Origin of the sequence: Rhodococcus sp. 06-1474-1B (assembly GCF_002258885.1) — a bacterium.
GTDB lineage: Bacteria > Actinomycetota > Actinomycetes > Mycobacteriales > Mycobacteriaceae > Rhodococcoides > Rhodococcoides fascians.
Map to the genome: position 1 here is coordinate 1 of NZ_NOYR01000004.1, position 23,261 is coordinate 23,261.

14 protein-coding genes are annotated in these 23,261 nt (G+C 65.5%); 9 read left to right on the plus strand and 5 right to left on the minus strand.

What is annotated here, in order from left to right:
• A partial coding sequence (locus CH266_RS00885; protein WP_141214462.1) for a DUF222 domain-containing protein occupies positions 1-312 on the minus strand: 312 nt, incomplete at its 3' end.
• A 279-nt stretch (positions 313-591) separates the two neighbouring features.
• On the minus strand, positions 592-2,064 hold the full coding sequence (locus tag CH266_RS00890; RefSeq protein WP_063216010.1) for a cryptochrome/photolyase family protein: 1,473 nt from the start codon (positions 2,062-2,064) through the stop codon (positions 592-594).
• A gap of 127 nt (positions 2,065-2,191) precedes the next feature.
• Between CH266_RS00890 and CH266_RS00895 the strand changes: the two genes are divergently transcribed.
• The 4 genes from CH266_RS00895 (at position 2,192) to CH266_RS00910 (ending at position 5,890) form a co-directional block, all read left to right on the plus strand.
• Positions 2,192-3,844: an alkaline phosphatase D family protein gene (locus CH266_RS00895; protein ID WP_094714461.1), complete on the plus strand. Its 1,653-nt coding sequence runs from the start codon at positions 2,192-2,194 to the stop codon at positions 3,842-3,844.
• A gap of 18 nt (positions 3,845-3,862) precedes the next feature.
• A complete protein-coding gene (gene trhO / locus CH266_RS00900; protein ID WP_094714462.1) occupies positions 3,863-4,705 on the plus strand; it encodes an oxygen-dependent tRNA uridine(34) hydroxylase TrhO in 843 nt (280 codons plus the stop codon).
• A gap of 3 nt (positions 4,706-4,708) precedes the next feature.
• Positions 4,709-5,584 carry a pseudouridine synthase gene (locus CH266_RS00905; RefSeq protein WP_094714467.1) on the plus strand — a complete coding sequence of 292 codons (876 nt, stop codon included), beginning with the start codon at positions 4,709-4,711 and terminating at the stop codon, positions 5,582-5,584.
• 96 nt (positions 5,585-5,680) lie between these two features.
• A complete protein-coding gene (locus CH266_RS00910) occupies positions 5,681-5,890 on the plus strand; it encodes a hypothetical protein (protein WP_032375470.1) in 210 nt (69 codons plus the stop codon).
• Between the two features lie 109 nt (positions 5,891-5,999).
• On the opposite strand, the gene CH266_RS00915 is transcribed toward CH266_RS00910, so the two are convergent.
• From CH266_RS00915 to CH266_RS00925, 3 genes are all read right to left on the minus strand, one after another.
• The gene (locus CH266_RS00915; RefSeq protein WP_094714468.1) at positions 6,000-11,477 is read right to left on the minus strand and encodes an ATP-binding protein; all 5,478 of its coding nucleotides are present in this window, start codon (positions 11,475-11,477) and stop codon (positions 6,000-6,002) included.
• Between the two features lie 415 nt (positions 11,478-11,892).
• Entirely contained in the window at positions 11,893-12,564 is a 672-nt protein-coding gene (locus CH266_RS00920) for a TetR/AcrR family transcriptional regulator (RefSeq protein ID WP_032371643.1), read from the minus strand.
• A gap of 14 nt (positions 12,565-12,578) precedes the next feature.
• A complete protein-coding gene (locus tag CH266_RS00925) occupies positions 12,579-13,181 on the minus strand; it encodes a dihydrofolate reductase family protein (protein ID WP_094714463.1) in 603 nt (200 codons plus the stop codon).
• A 215-nt stretch (positions 13,182-13,396) separates the two neighbouring features.
• Here CH266_RS00925 and CH266_RS00930 point away from each other — a divergent pair, with 215 nt between their 5' ends.
• From CH266_RS00930 to CH266_RS00950, 5 genes are all read left to right on the plus strand, one after another.
• On the plus strand, positions 13,397-18,331 hold the full coding sequence (locus CH266_RS00930) for an AAA domain-containing protein (RefSeq protein WP_094714464.1): 4,935 nt from the start codon (positions 13,397-13,399) through the stop codon (positions 18,329-18,331).
• A 101-nt stretch (positions 18,332-18,432) separates the two neighbouring features.
• Positions 18,433-19,650, plus strand: a complete 1,218-nt coding sequence (locus tag CH266_RS00935; RefSeq protein WP_094714465.1) for a metallophosphoesterase — start codon at positions 18,433-18,435, stop codon at positions 19,648-19,650.
• Between the two features lie 28 nt (positions 19,651-19,678).
• Positions 19,679-20,518, plus strand: a complete 840-nt coding sequence (locus CH266_RS00940; RefSeq protein ID WP_027497968.1) for an HAD family hydrolase — start codon at positions 19,679-19,681, stop codon at positions 20,516-20,518.
• A 190-nt stretch (positions 20,519-20,708) separates the two neighbouring features.
• Positions 20,709-21,257, plus strand: a complete 549-nt coding sequence (locus CH266_RS00945) for an LpqN/LpqT family lipoprotein (protein ID WP_052063181.1) — start codon at positions 20,709-20,711, stop codon at positions 21,255-21,257.
• A 219-nt stretch (positions 21,258-21,476) separates the two neighbouring features.
• Complete coding sequence (locus CH266_RS00950) at positions 21,477-22,886, plus strand: plasmid pRiA4b ORF-3 family protein (RefSeq protein ID WP_176456971.1); 1,410 nt, start codon at positions 21,477-21,479, stop codon at positions 22,884-22,886.
• The last annotated feature ends 375 nt before the right edge of the window (positions 22,887-23,261 follow it).

Genomic DNA, 23,261 nt, shown 5'->3' on the forward strand with positions numbered 1-23,261 from the left:
GGCGAAGGTGAGGATCAGGGCGGCGTGGTCGACGGACATGACGCCGGTGTTCACGGCGTCGGCGATGTCGGGGAAGTTCTTCAACCCGCGAGCGAGGGCCACGATCTTGTTCGCTTTGCTCGGGGTGAGCAGGGTGGTGGAGGTCAGCCACCCTGCGGGGCCGGGGAAGCCGAGCTTCTCCCGGCTGACGCGGGTGTCGATGTCGGCGACGAGGGCGATGCGCCGGGCCTCCAACAGTTGGATCTTGTGGGAGACCGCGGCAGCGTCGGCGAGGAGTTCTGCTTCGCTCAGTTGCCAGATCTCCGTGGTCATAGGAAGAAGTGTATCGAACGTGCGTTCGATAGGCAATAATGGTGCAATCGAAAACTATTGCTGTGCATAAGGATTCGATAATCCGAACCTGTCGGTGGCGCATGGTAAAGGCTCGATCTCTCCGGCGACCGCACAAGACCGCCATTCTGCGGCGACAGGAGCTGTGGAACACGGCCGGCTCCCGTGTCAGCGCCTCAGTAATAGTGGTGCGCGTTGCGCAGTCGATACCAACAGAGACCACTCGACAGGGTCCGGCCGTGCACAATTTGCCGGGGCGCGTCAGTACACCTCGCGTTGGCGTTCCTGTTCCAGCACCTGCTCGAGGTCGTTCAATCGGTTCATCGACGACACCTGTCGCGCGGTGCGGTGGTTCAGTGCCAGCATCTCTCGGTGTCGGTGGACGAAGGCCCAGTAGCCCGCGGTGAAGGGGCAGGCGTCGTCTCCCAGCCTCTTTTTCGGATTGAATTCGCATGTGCCGCAGTAGTCGGTCATGCGGTTCAGATACGCCCCGCCCGAAGCGTAGGGCTTGGTGGCGATCAATCCACCGTCCGCGTGCTGGCTCATGCCGATGACGTTCACCGGCATCACCCAGGCGAATCCGTCGACGAAAGCCGTGGCGAACCACTCCGTCAACGCTCGTGGGTCCCAGGCATGTTGCAGCGCAAAGTTTCCCAGGATCATCAGTCGCGGAATGTGGTGCACCCAGCCGCGGTCGCGTACGCCGTCGACGGTACTGGACAGGCATTTCGCCACCACCGCATCGCCGTCCAATTCGAGAAGCCAATCCGGCAGTGGCTCATGGGCTTCGAGTTTGTTCCGTTCGAGGTACTCCGGCCCCATATGCCAGTAGAGGTGCCACACGTATTCGCGCCAGCCGAGGATCTGCCGAACGAAACCCTCCACGCTCGCCAGCGGGGTGCCGTCGCGATGGGCGTCCTCGGCGGCGTGCGCCACGTCCAACGGTTGCAGCAGACCGAGGTTCAGCGGGACCGACAACAGCGAGTGCGACATCGTCCAGTCGTCGGCCATCACGGCGTCCTCGTATTTGCCGAAGTCGTCCAAGCGGTAATTGACGAAGTGCGACAATGCTTCCGACGCCTCAGAAGCAGTCACCGCAAACACGCGAGGTCCGTCCACACCGACGGTGTCCAGCTCCCACGAATCGAGATCGGCACGCACCTCGTCGTCGATGGCATCCTCGGTCGGCCACCACGGTTCTTCCACGCCCAGGGTCAGCCGACCCTTCGGGGGTGGCGACTGATTCTCGGCGTCGAGGTTCCATTTGCCAGAGACCGGGTCGGCACCGTCCATCAGCACATCGAATCTTTTGCGCTGCTCGCGGTAGAACGTCTCCATGCGGAAGGTGCCGCGCTCGGCCGCCCAGTCGGCGAACTCGGCCCGGGGGAGCGCGAACATCGGCGTCGGCAGAATTTCCGAGACCAGACCCTCCTCGTGCAAGGCAGCGACGAACTTCTCCGCCGCATGCGAGGTGGGCTCGAACACCACCACGGGCTTGCCGTACTCGGCCAGGGCTTCGCGATACGTCTCGGTCTGCAGATAAGTGACGCGATCACCCAGCTCGTCGGCCAGATGACGCATCCCGGACAACACCAAATGGAGCTTCTGTCGGTGGTATCGCCGACGGCGGAACACGCGCCGGGACTCGATCATCAGCACGTCTCGCTCGGCATGCTCGTCCACAGAGTGGAAGTGCGGGCCGAGCTGATCACCGAACAACCACAGCGCGTCCATTCTCGGAGTGTTCTCCCGCAGCGACGACGGCAAACCAGCGTCCGCAGCATGGCCGGCTGGTGAACATTGTGGTCGACCCAGGCGCGCCTTACTTGACCACCGACGATCCATCGCATGGACTGACCCGATGCCCGCTGATTCTGCGCTGTCCAGAAGAACGTTTCTTCGCTCGTCGTCGGTGGCCGTTGCCGTGGCCGGAGTCGTCACGACACTGCCCGCGGTCGCCCACGCCCAGGGCAGCGATCGAGGCTTTCTGCACGGGGTGGCATCGGGAGATCCGTTGCCCGACGCGATCATTCTGTGGACCCGCATCACCCCCACGCCTGACGCCACCCCGGGGTCCGGCGTCGGCCCGCAGGTATCGGTGACCTGGCGCATCGCCCGGAACGTAGACATGAGCGGCGTCGTCGCCTCCGGAACCGTCTCCACCGGCCCCGACGCCGATCACACCGTGAAGGTCGACGTCGACGGCCTCAGCGCAGACACCACGTACTTCTACGACTTCCGGACGAGCGACGTGGCATCGGCCGTCGGCACCACGCACACCGCCCCGGCCAACGATGCCGACATCGATGCGATGCGTTTCGGCGTCGTCTCGTGCTCCAACTGGGAATCGGGCTATTTCGGTGCCTATCGCCACCTGGCAGCCAGGGGAGACCTCGACGCCATCGTCCATCTCGGCGACTACATCTACGAGTACGAGACGGGCGGCTTCCCGGGGCGCGACGGCGTCGTTCGGCAGCATTCGCCCACGCACGAGATAGTCACGCTCGCTGATTACCGTCAGCGGCACGGTCAGTACAAGTCCGACCCAGATTTGCAGGCCGCCCACGTCGGGGTGCCGTGGATCTGCACGTGGGACGACCACGAGTCGGCCAACGACGCGTACGACGGCGGTGCCGAAAACCACACGCCGGCCACCGAGGGCGATTGGTACACGCGCAAGGCCAACTCCGAGAAGGCCTACTACGAGTGGATGCCGGTCCGGGCAGCAGGCACTGCCACCAACCGTCACCTGTACCGCAGGCTGCGGTTCGGCAACTTGCTCGAACTCTCGATGCTGGACCTGCGCACCTACCGCTCGCAGCAGGTGTTGCCGTTCAACGGCCCCGAGGTCGATTCACCGAACCGCACCATCACCGGTGCCGAGCAGATGCAGTGGCTCACCGACGGCATCGTGTCGTCGCCGACGCAGTGGAAGATCGTCGGCAACCCGGTGATGATCACGCCCACTCTGATCCCACCGCTCGATCGAGACGCAGCCAGGGCCGTCACCTCGCTCCTCGGAATCCCGGAGGGCGGCTTGCCCTACAACGCAGATCCCTGGGACGGATACACGGCCGACCGCCGCAAGCTGCTCGGTGCCATCGTGGACGCAGGCGTCGACAACACCGTCTTCATCACCGGCGACATCCACTCCGCTTGGGCCTGCGAGGTACCCCTCGACGCAGCGCACTATGCAACGACGGAACCGGCTGCCACCGAGCTCGTCGTCACCTCGGTGAGCTCGGCCAACATCGACGATCTGACGCACACTCCGCCGCACACGCTGGGCCGGGTCGCCGAGGAAGCGTTCAAGGCGCTCAACCAGCACGTGAAGTTCGTCGATCTCGACAGTCACGGTTTCGGCGTCTTCGAGGTCAACAAGACGGCGGCTCGGATGGACCACTGGTTCCTCACCGCCAAGGAGGATCCGCAGACCGGCGTGTACTGGGGAGCGGGCTACACCGTCGACTCCGGCACCCAGCGGCTTCGGGCGGCGGCACCGCCACTGGGCTGACCCGCCATACTGGACGGCGTGGCTGTACCGAAAATCGTCCTGTTTTACGTGTTCACTCCGCTGCCAGATCCCGAGGCGATCCGGCTGTGGCAGCAGACGCTGGCCGCGTCCAACAACCTGACCGGACGCATCCTCATCTCCGAACACGGCATCAACGCGACGGTGGGCGGCGACGTCGACGACGTCAAGAGGTACGTCCGCGGCACCCGCAGCTATCCGGCCTTCAAGTCGGCCGACATCAAGTGGTCCGACGGACTCGGCAACGACTTTCCGCGATTGAGCGTGCGAGTGCGCGACGAGATAGTCACGTTCGGAGCCCCCGGGGAACTGAAGGTCGACGCCGACGGCGTGGTCGGCGGTGGCACTCATCTGAGCCCGCAGCAGGTGCACGAGCTCGTCGATTCCCGCGGCGACGACGTGGTCTTCTTCGACGGCCGCAACGCGTTCGAGGCGCAGATCGGTAGATTCAAGAACGCGGTGGTCCCCGACGCGGAGACGACGAAGGACTTCGTCTCGCAGCTCGATTCCGGTGCCTACGACCATCTGAAGAAGTCGCCGGTGGTCACGTACTGCACCGGGGGAGTGCGGTGTGAGGTGTTGTCCTCGCTGATGGTGGCTCGCGGGTTCGAGGAGGTCTATCAGCTCGACGGCGGAATCGTCCGGTACGCAGAGACTTTCGGCGACGACGCGCTCTGGGAGGGCTCGCTCTTCGTCTTCGACAAGCGGATGGCACAGAACTTCTCCGACCACACCGCCGTCATCGGTCGCTGCAGTGCGTGCGGCAACCCGACGTCGCGTTACCAGGACTTCGACGGTGATGCCGGCCGTGGTTTGCGGTTGATCTGTCTCGACTGCGCCTGAGTGATGCTGCCTTTTCGAGACGGTCTCGCGCCTCTGAGATTGCTTCTACCGCATGGTGATCCGTCCGCCACCATCGTCGAATATCTCGAACGTGAGATGCCCGACGACGATTGGCGTCGGGCAATCGGCGACGCCGAACTGGTGGACGAGAAGAGTCGGCCCATAACTTTGGACACTCGCTACCGCGCCGGCAGTCTGGTGTACTTCTATCGTGTTCCGGCGCACGAGGTTCCGGTGCCGTTCGAGATCGGCATCCTGCACGAGGACGAAAATCTGCTGGTGGTCGACAAGCCACATTTCCTCGCCACCATCCCGCGTGGTCGGCACGTCACCGAAACCGCGACCGTGCGGCTGCGCAAGCAGTTCGACTGCCCCGACCTCACGCCCGCGCATCGACTCGATCGCGCCACCGCTGGAGTGCTGCTCTTCACCAAGACCAAGCATGCCCGACGGCCGTATCAGGAACTCTTCTCCTCACGCAACGTCACCAAGGAATACGAGGCCGTCGCAGGATTCGATGCAACACTGCGGTTTCCGCGCGTCGTGCAGAGCCGAATCCTCAAGGAACACGGTGTCATGACGGCGTACGAGGAGCCGGGGGAGCCGAACAGTGAAACCAGAATCGAGCTCATCGACACTCTCGGCGACCTCGCCCGCTATCGACTCTTCCCCAAGACGGGTAAGACCCATCAGCTGCGAATCCATCTGTCGTCGTTGGGGATTCCCATCGTCAACGATCCGTACTATCCGGTGTACACATCGACTCCAGCCGACGACTTCACTCGGCCGTTGCAACTCCTGGCCCGGGCACTGGACTTCACCGACCCGCTCACCGGCGAACAGCGGCGATTCGCCAGCGCCCGAGAACTCCAGCTCTGACGCCCAGGAATCGTTCGTTCGGACGATGGTGACAATTCGGGCGCGAGGTTAGCGTGTCGAGCAGATATGTCCGATGGAAGAACAGAGGAGAACTGCGTGAAGCGTCGTATTGCTGTTGTGTTGGGAGCTGCCGTCATCGCTATAGCGTCGCCAGCGGTCGCGGTGGCCGATACCGGAAGCGCGAGCACCGGTAGCTCCGACAACCTCGCGGCCTTGTTCGGTGCACTGCCCGCGATCTGGCAGGAGTGTGGACTGCTCGTATTCACCGGCCAGTGTGGCGGTGTCGTGACCCAGCCCCCCGTGTAGACACCAACCCAACCGACAAACGCGCGCGCATTTGCCAGACGCTCGCGGAATAGGTAACCATTCCGCTCGCATCCAGCAAACGCGCGCGCGTGTGCGTGGAGCCTGAGCCCTACTTCGCCAGCGACCGCGCCATTCCGCGTTCGACGGCGGCGACCAGCTGCGGTCGTAGTTCGGCGGCGGGGACGATGTGGTGCACCGATCCGACGCTCTGTGCACGCTGGATGTTGTGGATGGCCTCGAATTCGGCTGCCACCTCACCCAGTTTGGCGTTGCGGGCGTTCGCTCGCACGGTGGCGAGTTCGACGCGCAGTGCCGAGCGGGTGGCGTCGTCCTCGGCCGCGTTCAGTCGTGCTTCGAGCTCCTTGACGTCGGCGTCCGCTGCGGTGCGGGCGTTGACGTCGCGCGTGAACACCACTGCTGCTGCCGGGGCACCGCCGAGTACGGAGGCGAAGGAGCCCTCGACCGCGAGGACTTCCATGTTGTCGTTGAGCGCTCCGGAGAACACCACGAACGCGCCGCCGTGGTAACGCGAGACGACACAGAACACGACCGGTCCGTCGAAGTTGACGATGGCGCGGCCGATCTCGGCTCCGTATTCCAGCTGGATGTTGCGCAGCGATTCCGGTGATCCGTCGAAGCCGGAGAGGTTGGCCAGCACCACGATCGGCCGGCTTCCGCTGGCGGCGTTGATGGCGCGGGCCGTCTTCTTCGACGAGTTCGGGAACAAGGTTCCCGAGGTCCACTGATCGGGGCCGTCGGACGGGAACCAGCCCTTGCGGGGGATGGCTCGCGATTCGATACCGATCACACTCACCGGGATTCCGGCGAGGTGGGCGTCGAACACCACCGAGGTGTCGGCGTCGGCCATGTCGGCCCACCGCTCGAGCACCGAGTGGTCCTGGTCGACCACGGCGCGCATCACGGTGCGAATGTCGAACGGCTTCTTGCGGTCCGGGTTGGTGACCGAGGAAAAGATGTCGCCGACGGTGGTGAAGTCGCTGGACGGGTGCACGTGCGGGTAGGTGCGCACGTCACGCTCGGTGGGATCGGCGGTGGCTGCACGGCGTGGGAAGCGTTCTCCCGGTGCGGCATACGCGTGATCGTAGTGAGCGAACAGGATGTCGCATGCGGCCCGCAGGTTCGGTGCCCAGTACTGCGCCTGGCCGTTGGGGCCCATGACGCGGTCGTAGCCACCGATACCGAAGTTGTCCTCGGCCGAGACGCCGCCGGAGTAGTCCAGGGACTGCTTTCCGGTGAGCACCATCGCACTGTCGGGGGTCATCACCAGGATGCCCTTGGTGTGGGTGAGCATCGTGGCTTCGGCGTTCCAGTACGGCTGCGCGCCGACGTTGATGCCCGCGACGACGATGTTGATCTCTCCGCCGGCCTGGGTGAAGGTGATGATGCGACGCAGGCCGCGCGAGACCCAGTCCATGTTCTCGGTGCCCGATTCCATGGAAATCGTTGCGCCGGAGGACAATGCGAACCATTCGACGGGGGTACCGAGTTGTTCGGCGAGGTCGATGGCCGCAACGATCCGCGAGCATTCCGCCTCGGCGACGGTGCCGAGCGCCTTGGTGGGGTCACCGAAGAGTGCGACGCGGGTGATGCCCTCGGGGTACTTGGCGGTCGGGGTGGTGGCGACACCGACGATGACACCCGCGGAGTTGCGGCCGTAGGGACGATCGACCGGGGCGAGCACGCCGTCGGCGTCGAAGTCGTACTCGGTGAACGTGCCGCCGTTGCTGCTGAGCAACGGAATCAGCTCGTACGGGTACACGGTGCCGCGGGCCTGGGACCGCTGCACCTTCTGGGTGTACTCGTCGAGTGGGCGCATCGGCTCGGTCGGCGGCGGGGTCACCTTGGCGACGATGCCGGCACCGGACCGGTACGACAGGCGCAGAGCCACCTCGCGCGGTGTCGCGCCCGGTGTTTCGGCCAGGCGTGCGATCAGCGTGATCTCTTCGAGTCCGGCTCCGATGGTCAGCGGTGCGATGTGCCGGGCGATGGTGGCGATGCGGTCGGCAGGCACGTTCAGTACCGGCCAGACGTAGAGCACGACGCGGTTGGCGTCGAGACGCTTCTTGCCGCGTCCGGCCTGTGCGCGGCGGATGCCGTCGAGGCAGGCTGCGACGGTTCGTTCGATCTCCGGAACGGCGACGATGTTTCCGGCGTCGTCCAACTGTGTTGTGATGCCGCGGATCTCGGCGAGGGCGACGAGTCGCTCGTCGGACGGGTTGGCCTTGGACGTCAGGTGGAACAGGTAGGTTCCGGCGCTGGCGGGCAGGCGAACTCCGTCGAAGTTCTTCAGTCGCCACAGGTCGAGTCGCTGACCGGTGAGTGGGTGCATGTCCCGGATGATGGTGTCCTCGGCGAGGGGCTCGGATCCCTCGACCGTGGTGCGGCGGTACGTCATCTTTCGCGTGACCGCGCCGAACACGGTGACCGTGACCCGGCGCCAGCGGCCGGAGCCGGAGTGGGCGGCCAGAACTTCCTGCAGTCGGGCCGAGAGCACGTCGCCGTCGGCGGGGGCGTCCGGCCACGACAGGTACAGATCGACGGCAAGGTTTTCCGGTGACGGGCCGGCGATGTCCTCGACGGCGTCGAGAGTCGTTGCGAGGGAGTCGAAGTCCGTCGCGGTCGAGATCAGATGCAGTCGTTCGCCCGAGAGCTCGAAGTTGCCGGTGACGAAGTGCTTACCGTCGCGGTCGAAGGCCTTGACATCCTCGAGGGTGCGAATTTCGTAGTACTGACGGGTGATCACCTCGAGCAGAGCACCGGGATCGGTGATCCGTTGTGCCAGAAGCTCGATCAGTGGTTCCGGTGTCGCCACGAGAGCGGCTACACGAGCCGAGTAGTCGGCTGCGTCGGGGTTCTCGGCCAGGTACTGCAGGCTGCCACGGACACCGTCGTAGACCTTCTCGCGGGCGATCCGGATCTGCGGTTCGTCGAACAACCGGAAGCGCAGGTTGCGGGCGACGTCGCCGATGACGGGGTAGCGGGCCTGAGTGGCACCGATGAGGCGCTCGAGTACCTCGGCCATGGCCGGGGTGGCCTCGGGCTGGGCGGAGGAGTCGCTGAGCCAGTGGCCGAGGAGGGCCGCGATCACCGGAACCTGGTTCTCCATGCGCTGCAGGGCGAGGAAGACGCGGTAGACGGCCTCTTCGAGAGCCGGGGTTCGGCCCTCGTCGATGGCAGCGTCGTAGTGCGCGAGCGCGCGAGTGAGCTTGGCGCGGAACGACTCCGGCAGACCCTGGACGTCCGCGTCGAGCGAGTGCAGGAACGAGTGGAAGTGCTCGCGGGGGGAGTGGACTCGCTCGTCGTTGTTCTCCTCGTCCATCGTCGGACGGTTGCGGGAGAGCTCGCAGATGTCGGCGAAGGTGTTCAGCAACGCCAGTTCGGCGGTGACCAGCTCCGAATCGTCGCGTGGCACCTCGGCACGCAGAGTCTCGTAGGTGGACAACAGGTTTCGAGCCCGGGCACCGCTGACGTCGAAGCCGGTGATGAGGGCTGCAAGTTCGTCGAGCCGATCCAGTGCGCGACGCTGCGGCGAGCGCTGCGCGGCGTCGTCGACGCCACGGAACTGCACCCGAGGTGCCTGCTCGGAGACCTTCTGTTCTCCGGCCTGATCGACGCGCAGCAGTGCAGCACCCGCGTCGACCTGTCCGTTGACCGAGGCCAGGACCTCACGCACGGTGCCCGCGTACGGGGACCGGACTGCAGTTTCCATCTTCATCGATTCGAGGACGACGAGGGTCTGTCCTGCTTCGACCTCGTCGCCGACGGCGACCGGGACGGCGACGACGACAGCGGGTGCAGGCGCGCGGACCAGCCCGGCCTCGTCCTGGGAGATCTGGTGGCTGATGCCGTCGACCTCGACGAGGAAGTGGGCGGCTCCGGCGACGGTGACCACCTGGTAGCGGCGGTCACCGATGACGAGGCGGCTCTCGTAGGTGCCGAGGCGCTCGACGTCGACCTGCAGTTCGCCGATGCCGTCGCTCTCGATGCTGTAGCGGTGAGTACCGGTCTGGCCGACCTCGAGCTTGTAGGCCTGGCCCTGGTAGTTCAGCTCGACGGTTCGGCCGATGGCGTGTGTCGCGCGTGGGCGGCCGCCGCGAGCGGAGTTGAGGAACGAGGTGCGTTCGCGGCCTTCTTCGGCGTCGTAGGCGTCGATCGCTGCGGCGATGATGGCGATGTCGGCGACGGCGGTCGGCCCCACCTGGGAACCGGCTTCGGTGCGGTCGAGCCAGCCGGTGTCGGCGGAGGCGGAGATGACTTCCTCGCGGTCGAGCAGGCTGAGTAGGAACGACTTGGTGGTGGTGCCGCCGTCGATGACGACCGTGGTCTCGCGCAGTGCGTTGCGCAGTCTCGCCAGCGCTTCGCTGCGGTCGCGGCCCCAGGCGATGACCTTGGCGACCATGGAGTCGTAGTCGGGTGGGATGACGTCACCCTGGGCGATGCCGGTGTCGACGCGGATGCCGGTGCCGAGGGGGAACTTGAGCAGCTCGACGGTGCCGGGGGCCGGTGCGAAGCCGTTGTCGGCGTCCTCGGCGTTGAGGCGGGCCTCGACGGCGTGACCGAACTCCGGCGGGCAGTCGCCGGGCAGTGCCTGGCCGTCGGCGACAAGGATCTGCAGCTTCACCAGGTCGATGCCGGTGGTGTATTCGGTGATCGGGTGCTCGACCTGCAGGCGGGTGTTGACCTCGAGGAACGTGAAGATCTTCTGCTCGGGCTGGTAGAGGTACTCCACGGTGCCCGCACCCTGATACCCGGCGGCCTTGACCAGCTCGGCCGACGCGGTGCGCAGCTGATCGGACTGTTCCTTGGTCAGCAGCGGGGAGCTGGACTCCTCGATGACCTTCTGGTTGCGACGCTGAATCGAGCAGTCGCGCACACCGGGGGCCCACACGTTGCCGTGACTGTCGGCAATGACCTGGACCTCGACGTGCCGGGCATCGGTGACCAGACGCTCGAGGAACACGACGGGGTCGCCGAACGAGCGCTCGGCCTCACCCTGGGTGCGTTCGAGGGACAGTTCGAGTTCGTCCTCGTGGAAGACCTTGCGGATACCGCGGCCACCGCCGCCCGAGCGGGCCTTGATGATCAACGGGTAACCGATCGCCGCGGCGTGCCGACGGGCGTCGGCGCGGGTCTCGACGGGGCCGCCGGACCACGGTGCGACGGGAACGCCGACTTTCTCGGCGAGAATCTTGGCCTCGACCTTGTCGCCCAGCAGGCGCATCGCGTCCGCGGACGGGCCGATGAAGGTGATGTTCAAGCGGGCGACCAGGTCGGCGAACGTCGGGTCCTCGGCGACGAAGCCCCAGCCGACCCATACGGCGTCGGCCCCGGATTCCACCAGCGCTGCTTCCAGCACGCCGTAATCGAGGTAGGCCGAACCGCTCGCCGGCTTACGCAGCGTGACCGCTTCGTCGGCCAGGCGGACGAACATGGCCCGCTTCTCGGCCTCGGTGTGCAGCGCTACGGTGCGGATGCCGTAATCGTGTTCGGCGTTGAGCTCTCGGACGGCTCGGATCAGCCGTACTGCTGCCTCGCCTCGGTTGACTACTGCAATCCGCTTGAACAACGTATCTCTCTTCGCTCGGTGTAGGCGCACATCGCGTCGGTGCACTCGATGGGAGGTGGGTCCGGCTGGGCATGTCCGTTTGATGGTTGTCGGGGTCGTTCCGCAGGCTCCGGTCCTGCGCCCATGCAGCACTCCGGTCGACTTATTCTAGCGGCAACCGGGCCCTGTGCCGTGCCAACGGCGTTCGGGGTGAGTGTGATTGATCACGAACGAGCCAATTCAATTCTGTGACAACACATTCCGTACTGGAAATTTTCTTTACTCTGCCTCACATCGGATTCGTACTCACGAGTAGCGTTGTCGGGACGCATAATTCGTGATTCCTCGCCATCTCTGGCTACCGGCGAGTACATTACCGACGGGTACAGGTCGACGAAGGCGGTTTCGGACGAGCAGCAGGTTGCCGAGGAGGCGTTCATCCGGTGTGTCCGACGCTCTTGTCCGGTATCCGCAACGCGTTGACCCACAGCCTCGTCGCAGTGGCGAGCAGCGCCTCGTAGTCGGCGTCGGGATTGCCGTCCTCGGCGTCGACGACGAAGTGGTTGAACGCGAGACGACTGATCATCGACGACAGCGCGCGGGAGGCGAGCAGAGGGTCGAGGTCGGTATCCGCCACGCCGCGTTTCTGCAGGCTCTCGATACTGCGTGCATTGCGTCGAACGAACGCGTCGGCGCGTTCGCGGCGCAGGCGGCGAAAGTCTGGATCGATGTTGGAGACCTGCTCGAGCAGTGCCATCAGCTTGGCGTTGCGCCGATATGCCTCGAAGTAGGCCCGGTTGCTGGCTGCGATCACGGCAGCGGGATCGTCGTGCGGGTCCACCCGTTCCGTGCCGGGGTGCAGCATGTCGTCCCTGGCCTGTTCGAGCACCGCGGCCAAAATCTCTTCCTTGCTGGTGAAATACGTGTAGAAGGTCCCAGCCGAGCAGTGCGCGGCTCTGGTGATGTCGATCAGCCGGGAATCGAGGTAGCCGCTGTCCTCGAACACGCGTCGGGCGGCTGCCACCAAGGCGGATCGGGTCCGTAGCCCGCGCTGGGTCGTTGGCCGGCGAGTCGGCTGCTCCCCTTCGGACACCGGTGCGGCAGGCATTCAGTCTTTATACGTCATCGCTCATCGCCGTCGGGGCGAACCAGCCGGGTGAACCGCACGCCGCTGTCGAACTGGCGTGAGTGCAGATGCTCGAACCGTCGTGCGATCGGCGGCTCGGGTCCGGTCTCGGGCGCGAACAGCCCGATGCCTCGACCGAGCACGACGGGATAGACCTTGAGAAACAGCTCGTCCATCTCGTCGACGAGCTGCCCCGCGAGGTGGCCGCCGCCGCAGAGCCACACGTCGGCGTCGCTGTCCTCGGCTTTGAGTTCTCGAACCAGGTCGATCGGGTTCCGGCCGACGATCGGCTCGGTCGGGTCCGTCGCGGCAGGCAACGTGTGGGAGAGCACGTACTGCCGCAGATGGGGGTACGGGCTGGTGATGCCGATGTCGAGTGCGGGTTGCAGGGTCGCCCGGCCCATCACCACGGTGTCGAACCGCGCCGGCGGGGCATCGATGCCGAGTGCGGTGCGGACGTGCACCGGCAGCGTCTCGGGCAGCTCGGTCACGATGGCCTCGAGGTGATCACCCTCGGTCGCGAAGCAGTCGTAGGTGCCGTCGGGCGCGGCGATGAATCCGTCGAGGGTGACGGCGATGTAGTAGACCAGCTTGCGCATGCGACGCTCCTGCGATCGGCGGCCGGTGCGTGTCCGGACGGGCCGCGTTTTCTGTTGTTGTTCCAAGCAACCGAGTCGGTCTTTGTGACCGAACACTAGAACGCATTCTGTGTGCTCGGACCCCGGTGAACAACTGCTTTTCAACGGCTACTGTGACGCGGGTGCGTAAGCACTGTCCCTGGCGGGACGGCCATTCGAGCATTTGTGGGGAAACTGTGACGGCTGCAGCGGCTACCGGTCGTGAATACGACGACGAGCTCAAGAGCAGGGTTGCGCGCCTGTTGCGCTTCCTGCGCGAGATAGTCGAGGCGCGGTCGAATCCGGTCCTGAGGTTCGACGATCATGTCCAGGTCGAGTGGCTGTACTCCAGTGAGATTCCGGTTCGTCTCGACCCGAAGGCCGGCCAGGGCGGGGTCGTACTTCGGGCGCCGCGCATCGCCGTCGACGACCCACCCGAGCCACCGGCGCTTCTGACGGGTTGGCTCGATCCCCAGGTCGTCGGAGACAGTCGCTACCGCGAGATCGAGCTCGCCGACGCGTCGACGGCGGCATCACGTCGTCGCGGCGAGGCACAGGAGTCCGACGCCGATTTCGATATTCGCATGGCCTACGAGATCAAGAAGGCTTTCGAGCAGTACTCGGAGTCCTGGAAGCAGTGGGCTCAGGAAGATCGAGACCGGCGGCCCAAGGCAGCGCTGTACCAGGCATTGCAACTGATGATGCAAGAGCTCGCCTCGCGCCCCGAGTCGATCGAACTGGTGGTGGCGTCGGGTCTGCTGACGTCGAGCAACCCCGACCCCCAGCGCAGCGTGCGTACTCACCTCCTCACCCAGTCGGCCGGAATCGAACGTGATGTGCGGACCGGCGACCTGTTGGTTCGACTGGTCGCCGGTAGTACCCCGCGTCTCGAGGACGGCCAGCTGCTCACCGGATCGAAGGACTTCGATACCTCCGGCTCGGTGGCTCTCGCCGAGAAGCTGCACGGCAACGTCGACTCGCCCCTCGGTGAGGGCGTCGAAGAATTCTTGCGTGAGTGGGCGACGCGAGTTTCCCGTCACGAGATCGAGGTGCTCGATCGCCTCGGGCCCCCGGGAGCTCTCGCGTACATCGACGACGATCGAACGCTGACGGTCTCGCCCGCACTCGTGCTCCGAACCCGCGACTCGTTCGCGCTGGTCGAGTACTACGAGCAGATGATCGCCGATCTCGACGCCGCCGACTCACCGGTTCCGCTGGGCCTCGCGCAGCTGGTCGACGCGATCGAGCCGGCCGATCGGATGGCATGGCTCGAACGGACCGGAGCCGGCGCGTCGGCGGCGCTGGCCGAAGATCCTCTGTTTCCGCTGCCGGCCAACGCCGAGCAGTCGCAGATCATCGAACGGCTCGGACGCGACAGCGGTGTGGTCGTCGAAGGGCCGCCCGGGACGGGGAAGACCCACACCATCGCGAACCTGATGTCCGGGCTGCTGGCGCGAGGTCAGCGGGTTCTGGTCACTAGTGAAAAGTCACAAGCTTTGCGAGTCCTGCGCGACAAGCTGCCGCCCGAGTTGCAGGAGCTCTGCGTCTCGATCACCGACCTCTCCCGTGGTGGTTCGGACGAGCTGAATCGCAGCGTCGCCAAGATCGCCGAGCGTAAGACCTCGTTCGACGAAGCCAGTGAGCAGCAGAAGATCGACGCGCTCACCACCCGCCGCGCGGCCGCGCTCGCTCGTCGGACGGAACTGCTGAACCGTGTCAGCGCCCTTCGCGAATCCGAAACTGTTGTGCACGAATATGTTTCGGATGGTTACGACGGCACGGTGGCGTCGATCGTACGTAAGGTCAAAGCAGCCGAAGGCGCCCACGAGTGGCTGCCCGGGCCGTTGCTCGCCGACCGGCCACCGTTCGACGGTGCCCAGGTCGACCAACTCCGAGCGCTGATTGCGACGTCCGACGGAGCCCGCGAGCAACGATCGCGCCAGGTGCTGCCGCGTCCCGAAACGATGCTGCCGAATTCGGCCGAACTCGCAGCGCTGTGCCGGCGTGTGCATACGCCGATAGACGCCGTCCCGCCGCTGGCTGCCGACCTCATCACGTTGCTGGGCGGCGTCGAACCTGCCGTCTCGTCCGACATCCGTTCTCTTTGCGAGGAATTGGCGGCTCGCGTGCGAGTGGTCGCGGAGCTCGATGCCACGTATGCGCGGGTGACCGACTCGGTGCTGTCCGGCGAAGCGTCTCACCTGTGGTCGCGGGTCAGCGGAATCGACGACCTCGTTGCCACTGCCGCAGCGTCCGACCGGTACATCGGCGCGCACGACGTGCAGTGCTCGTCTACGTCTGCTGCGACTCTGCAGGCTATGGATGCGCTCGCAGCTGCGCTGGAATCGGGAATCGAATGGAAGCCGCGATTTCGGCGTAGCGAGGAGCAGAAGACCGTCGAAGCTCTCGGCATCGTCGCCACCGTCGACGGGCAACCGGCGACGAGTGCGATGGCCGCTCGGCTTGTCGCGGAACATATTCGGGCTCTCGACACCGTGCAGACGGCGGCGGTGTTGCTGGCCGACCTGGCGATCGTCGTCCCGCTCGACGGCCCGCGATCGATTCGCGTCAACACCGTTGCGCAGATCGCCGATCGACTCCGTTCCGTAGCGGCAGTGGTTGCCGCTCGTGACGCACTGGTACATCGGCTCTACACGGTGTCGCCTGCTGCGCCGTGGATTCGAAGCCTCGCCGAAGCTCAGGAGATAGCCGGAGCCGCGGCGGCCATCTCCGCGCGCGTCGACATCGACATCGCCCGCGCCGAGCTGGACGCTCTGCAGTTCGCGGTGGCCACTCGTATCGACGCGGGACCGTCGCCCGAAGGTCTGAATCTGGTGACGGCCCTCGGCGCTGCCGATCCTGCGGAATTGGCGGGCGCGGTCTCCGCCTACGCTCAGGCCTGCGCGGAGCAGGAGAATCAGCTGCTGCTCGAGTCGATGTCGGCCACACTGTCGGCAGTCGCGCCGGCCCTGTTCGAGTTGGTCAAGGACACCGCGGCAGACCCGGAATGGGACGAGCTCAGTTGGCAGCTGTCCAAGGCGTGGGCGTGGCGTCGCGCGCGCGAGTGGGTCGGTGAGCAGCACCACGGGGGTCTCGAGCAGCAGCTGGAAGCGGAGTTGGCCGCCGCGGATGTCGACATCGCCTATCTCACGACTCGTCTCGCTGCCGCGAGTGCCTGGCTCAACAGCCTGCAGCGGATGACGGCCGTCGAGGTTCGCGCACTGCAGACTTACCGCGAGCACATTTCCAGTATCGGTTCGGGTGCCGGCAAGTACGCCGAAACCTACCGCAGCGCAGCACGATCGGCGATGCGAGAGGCACAGAGCGCGGTGCCCGCCTGGGTCATGCCGCTCTCCCAGGTGCTCGCGTCGATTCCGCCGGTGCCGGGTAGCTTCGACGTCGTCATCGTCGACGAGGCCAGCCAGGCCGACATCACGAGCCTGTTCCTGCTGTACGTCGCGCCTCGGGTGATCGTGGTGGGAGACGACCGGCAGTGCGCGCCCGCCGATGTCCCTCAGGCCGGCACGCTCGAGGACGTGTTCGACCGCCTCGATGTATATCTCCCGGATCTACCGGAGCACGTGCGGGCGACGCTGACACCGCGGTCGAGTCTGTTCTCCATGCTGCGCACCCGGTTCGGTCAGGTGGTGCGACTACGAGAGCACTTCCGTTCGATGCCGGAGATCATCAATTGGTCGAGTCAGCAGTTCTACGGAGACTCGCCACTGGTGCCGGTGCGGCAGTTCGGTTCCGATCGACTGCCGCCGCTTCGGCACACGTACGTTCGCGGGGCGACGGTCACCGGAAAGAACGCCTCGCTCGTCAACCGGACCGAGGCCATTGCCATCGCGGAGCAGATATCCGAGTGCCTCGCCGATGCCGCGTACGACGACCTGACCTTCGGAGTCGTTGTGCTGCAGGGGCAGTCGCAGGTCGACGAGATTCGCAACGAGCTGATCAAACGTATCGGCATCGAGCAGTGGGAACAACGCCGCTTGCGAGTGGGCACGCCACCGGACTTTCAGGGCGACGAGCGCAACGTCGTGTTCCTGTCGATGGTGGTAGCACCGGATCAGAACTTCGCCACCCTGACCTCGAACCAGTACAAGCGTCGGTTCAACGTGGCCGCGTCGCGGGCGCAGGATCAGTTGTGGCTGTTCCATTCGGTCACCGTCGACCGCCTCAAACGAGCAGACCTGCGTAACTCTCTGCTCGGCTACGTCACGTCGGTCTCACCCGCTCCCGCCGATCCGATGCCCCAGAACGTCTCGCGCGAGATCAGGAAAGCCCCGTTCGAGACGCTGCTGGAACAGCAGCTGTTCAACGACCTCGTCGAGCGTGGCTTCCACGTCAATCCCGGTGTCGAAGTGAACAATCGGCGTATCGCGCTCGTCGTCACGGGGGAGTCCTCTCGCCTCGCCGTCGAATGCGACGTCGATTCGTTCTCGACCACCCCCGCGCAACGATCGGCGGATCTGCAACGCGAGCAGGAACTCAAGCGATGCGGGTGGACGTTCTGGCGCGTGCGGGAATCGGAGTACCACCTCGATCGTGATGGTGCTCTCGACAGTCTGTGGTTCACCCTCGCGCGATTGGGAATCAAGCCCGGTGCCGGTGGCGTGGAAGGCGGAACGGCGTCCGAGGAGACCTGGACACCGGTACCGCTAGAGTCCTCGCAGTTCGACGATTCCGGGGCTTTCGAGGCTGCGACACGAACGAACGCACCCGTTCGGCATGATTCGGTGCTGTCTCTGTGGACGATGCCTCGCCTCGACATACCTAGCGACAACACCGCCGACACCGACACCACGAACGGAACCGGCACATCCAGACGGTCGGGGTCGACCAACGGAACCGGTGCTGCGAACGGTTCGAGCACGATCGACGCGACCGGAGCTCCGCGCGCGTCCACACCCCCGACAGCACCGAAAGAGCCTGCCGCAGCTGCGGACTCGAACGGACCGGGTGCATCCGATTCGGTCGACAGCTCCGAAGAAGTGCGGGGCGCGGTCGACGGAGTCGATTCGAGTGGTGGCGTCGAGGAGTCCGAGAGCTCGGTCGACGAGGTGGTCGCCGAGCACCAACTGCCTCTCAACGGACTGCGGGGATACACCACGCGCCGCAGCCCGTAGGTGTAGTCCGCGGGAGTCGCGGCCCGTCAGCGTGCAGCTCGTTACCGTCGTAGTCTGGTTCGCGGTATTCGCGCACGTTCGAGCAAAGAGGGTCTCCGCCGATGGCAGATCGACAGACGCAGGGGCTGCACGCCGACAGGGCGGTGCCCGAACGGCCCGACCGAACACTTCGTCGGCGAATCATGCTGCCGGCCACGGTCGTTGCATTGTGTGCGGTGCTGTTCGGGCTGCCCATGTGGACCGTGCTGTTCGCGGGGGCGCAGTGGCCGCCGGTGGTTCGGCTGCTCGGCGCGGCACTGGTGATCGCTGCCGCGCTCGCCTTGCCCACCGCGATGTATCTCGGTCACCGGCCCGGCATCGAAGGGGACAGGAAGGACGCCTGGGCGCGTCTCGGCGACGTCCTGCTGGGTCTCGCCTGGATCGCGTTCGTATGGTCGGCGCTCTCACTGTTGCTCAGGCTCGGGCTGTGGGCGGCCGGTGTCGACGATCCATTGCGGTCGCGAATCACGGCGGCGGCGACGGCGACAGTGATCGTCGGCCTTGCCCTCTGGGGCCATTACGAGGCCATGCGCACTCCGCGCGTTCGGCACACGAGCATCAGCATTGCCCGGCTCGGTGCCCGATTCGACGGCCTGCGAGTCGTCCTGGTCACCGACACCCACTTCGGTCCGGTGAACCGAACCGTGTGGTCGAGGCGACTGACCGACGCCGTCAACGCGCTCGAACCGGACGTGCTCGCGCACGTCGGCGACATTGCCGACGGTTCCGTGTCCACGCGCAGGCAACAGGCTGCGCCGCTGGAATCGATGCGCGCGTCCGCCGCCCGCGTCTACGTCACCGGTAATCACGAGTATTTCGGTGAGGCGCAGGAGTGGCTGGACCACATGCAGAGCATCGGGTGGAACGCGCTGCACAATCGTCATGTCGTGCTGCATCGAGGTGACGATGCCTTGGTCATCGCCGGTGTTGACGACGCCACGGCAGCAGGGTCGGGTGCCCCCGGCCACGGTGCCGATCTGGCTGGGGCACTGGCCGGGGCCGATCCGTCGATCCCGGTGTTGCTGCTGGCCCACCAGCCGAAACAGATCGGCGACGCCGTCCGAGCGGGCGTCGATCTGCAGGTGTCCGGCCACACCCACGGCGGTCAGATCTGGCCGTTCGCGGCATTGGTTCGGCTGGACCAGCCGGTGGTGCACGGACTGAGCAGGCATGGAGCGCGAACGCAGCTCTACACCAGTCGGGGGTCGGGATTCTGGGGGCCGCCGTTCCGGGTGTTCGCACCGAGTGAGATCTCGGTCCTGACGTTGGTGGCAGGCTGACGCGTCGGCACCTGGCAGTATCGGACGGGTGAGGCACACGGGAGAGATCCAGGTAGTCGCAACCGATCTCGACGGCACGCTACTTCGTTCGGATCGAACGGTGTCGGCGCGGACGGCAGATGCGATGGCCGCGGCCGAAGCCGCAGGCATCCGGGTGGTGTGGGCGACGGCGCGGGCGCGGCACTCCATCGCCGAGCTTGCGGCGTCGTGCGGGTTCACCGGTACGGCAGTGGGAGCGAACGGTGCGGTGGTGCTGGACCTTGCCGATGGCAGCCCGGTCATCGTCGCGACCAGGTCGGTGCCGACGGAGACGGTCGCGGCTGTCACCTCCGCTGTCCGATCTCTGGTTCCCGGCGTGGCGTTCGCAACCGTGGGAGCCACTCGTTTCGTCGCCGAGTCGCGATACGCGGAGCTGTGCGTCTTCGCCGACCATCACCGCCACCCGCACGAGATGGAGCTGTCGGAGGACGGTTTGTCGGCCGACATCGAGCCGACAGTCAAAATTGTTGCACGACACAGTGATACGCCGAGCGAGGAATTGTACGCGTTGGTGGCCGAGGCAGGTCTCGTCGGTGTGGAGCTGACGCACTCCGGGGCACCGTACATCGAGATGTCCGCCGCCGGGGTATCCAAGGCCACTGCTCTGGCGGAGTTGTGCGAACAGTGGGGCGTAGCTCAGGACGACGTGGCAGCGGTGGGAGATGCGCGCAACGACCTTCCCATGCTGGCGTGGGCCGGTACCGCGCTGTGTCCATCGAATGCTGCGGAGCCGGTGCGCGCTGTGGCCGATCGCGTACTGCATTCGCACGACGACGATGCGGTTGCTCGCTATCTCGAAGAACTCACCGAGCGTCGAGTGCAGCGGTAGTCGTTCGCGATACTGTTCTCGGTCGACCGGCCCTCGACCCACCCGGGTCCGACATCACGGATGGCGTTGTCTCCGAACAGATCGCTTTGTCTCGGAACAACAGTGCCCTGCTGTGTGGAGTCGTCGAGGTAGGTTCGGCGGACGCCGGTAGCCTCGGTCGTGCCGAATCGACCACCACGAAGGGCCTGCAGTGAACGACTTTCCCACGACCCGACCGTCCGAACCCACCACGATCGCCGAGTATCTCGACGCTCATGCACTGCAGGTGTTGCCGCTGGACGGCGCTGCGGCGGCCGATCTCGGCATCACGGTGCCGGTTCCCGCGGGGTGGCAGACGCTCGATCCGGCACAGTTTCCCGGTGCGACCCAAGTGACGGTCGAGCCGAACCTGGTGGAGAACGGTTTCGCGCCGAATGCGGTCTTGCTGGTCGGGAAGCTCTCTCACTCCATCGACCCGGAAGCGTTGATGGCGTTGGGTTTCGGTGACGGGCGCGCGATGCCCGGGTGGGTCGAGCGGGAGGCGAGTACGGCGTCGTGGGTCGGTTGGCCGTCACGGTTCATTCGGGGCACCTACGTCGCCCAAGGGCTCGCGGCTGCGGTGACGACGCGCTACGCAGTGGTCGGCGAGGGAGCCCAGTACTTGGTCCAGTTGACCGTGACGACGCTCGAGTCTCAGCTGGATGCGCTCGCATTCGACGTGTCCGCGATCAACGACGGACTGACGCTTCCCGCGGCGTAGAGGCACTCGGATTTTCTATGCCAACCCCGTGCTGTCGGGCCGGGAAAGATGCAGTCGGGCGGACGCCCCGGCGACCGAGCCGCAGCAGTCCAGGGCGCACGGAGTCTGCCCCGCGCGAGAGTAGGCGATGCCTGTCCGCTCTATCGCCGCAGACGGCGTCCGAGTGCGCCGGGCAGCGACACCTGGGTATGCCGCACCGATCCGGCTAGGGTCGTTCGCATGTCGATCAGAACCGGCCGCGTTCGGCACCTGTCGGTGGTGCCGGATATCCCCGAAGCCGACGAGCCGGCCGAACCCAGCGCAACGGAGGGTGCCGCGCGTGGCCTGGCGAATCTGGTGCTGAGGGTGAGTATCGATCACACGCGGCCGTCGATCTGGCGACGAGTGCGCGTGCGATCGGATCTGTTGTTGTCCGAGTTGCATTCGGTACTGCAGATCGCCGTGGGCTGGGAAGACCGACACCTGCACGCATTCAGTGTCAGAACCGCGGGGGCGACCCGACGGTTCGAAATGCAGGAGACCCTCGACGACGAACCGGACGACGATGCCTCCAGCGAGGAGCGGGTACGCGTCGACGAGGTGTTGACGCACCCGGGATCCGTCATGACGTACGAATACGATTTCGGTGACGGGTGGACCCACACGGTCGAGCTGGAACACGAGGACTCCGATATCGACGACCTTCGTTCGATCTGTCTCGACGGTGCCCGCGCGTGTCCTCCCGAGTCCTCGGGCGGTCCGTCGCGCTATACCCAGGCGCTGGACATCGCGGCAGACTCGTCCGACCCCGAACACTCCGAACTTCTCTCCCAGTGGGGTCCGACGTTCGACCCGGCCCGTTTCGAGGTCGATGCAGTCAACCGCGTGCTGCAATCCGCAGATGTCGGTAGGTCCACGCTCGCCGAAGCTGTCGCGGCCGCACCGGCCATCGGGCGACTGTTCGACCGAGTACGACCCACCCAGGTGCCGTCACTGATGGCGTTGCTGCCCCGGTGCGAGCTCACCGTCGAGAGCTCGGTGGACCTGCCGGTTGCCGAGATCGCGATGGTCAAGCTCACCTGGTTCCTCCGAATGGACGGCGACGGCGGCGCTGTCCTCACCGATGCCGGCTACCTCAAGCCCGCGTTCGTGGCAGCGATCCGCGACGAGCTCGATTGGGGTCTGGGGTGGGTGGGGTCGAGCAGCCGCGAGATCGACCACCATCAGGTCACCGACTTGCGCGAGGCGGTCCGACACCTCGGGTTGACCCGCATCGCGAAGGGGCGGCTGCTGCGCACGAAGCTCGGCGAATCACTGGCCGACGACCCGATCGGCATGTGGCGGCATGCGGCCTCGCGGCTTCCGCTGGGGAGGGAGACATACGAGACCGATGCCGCGACGCTGTTCCTGATCTCTCTGGCCGCATCGGCCTCAGCGGCCCACCGCAACGAGATGCTGATCGAGACGGTCTCCGAATTGGGCTGGGCCAGTGAGGATTCCGGTGTGTTCGACGCCAAGTTCGCTGCTCAGACGACCATGAGCTTTCTCGACCTCATCGGTGCCCATGGCCCGAGCTTCTACTTTCGGGAAGCCGTATCGGACTCACCGAGTTGGTCCCGTCGATTTGCACGCGACGCTTTGTCCAGTTGACCGCCGATTCCGAGGCGTTCGGTGCCGTCTCGGCCGGCTCGACGCGTCTCCAGCGCCCTGACCTGCCGATTTGCGTGTGTGGGGTTGGTGGCGTAACTTTTGTCGAGTCAGAGCGACGGACACCGACCCGGTCTTCACGGACTGGGTGAACGAGGTTGGACGTGTGGCTCGGCAGGTTTTATCCCCCAAGAGTCGGGCCTTGTGTCCGAGACCAAGCTGGGATAGGCTGGAACAGTTGCCCTTGAGGCCTACGGATCGTGTGTTCGTGGGGTTCGAGTGTGTGCGTGTTCTTTGAGAACTCAACAGTGTGTCGATGAATGTCAGTGCCGAATTTTATTTGGTGAAAGCATTCGATGTATCAGCCATCCGCTTGTG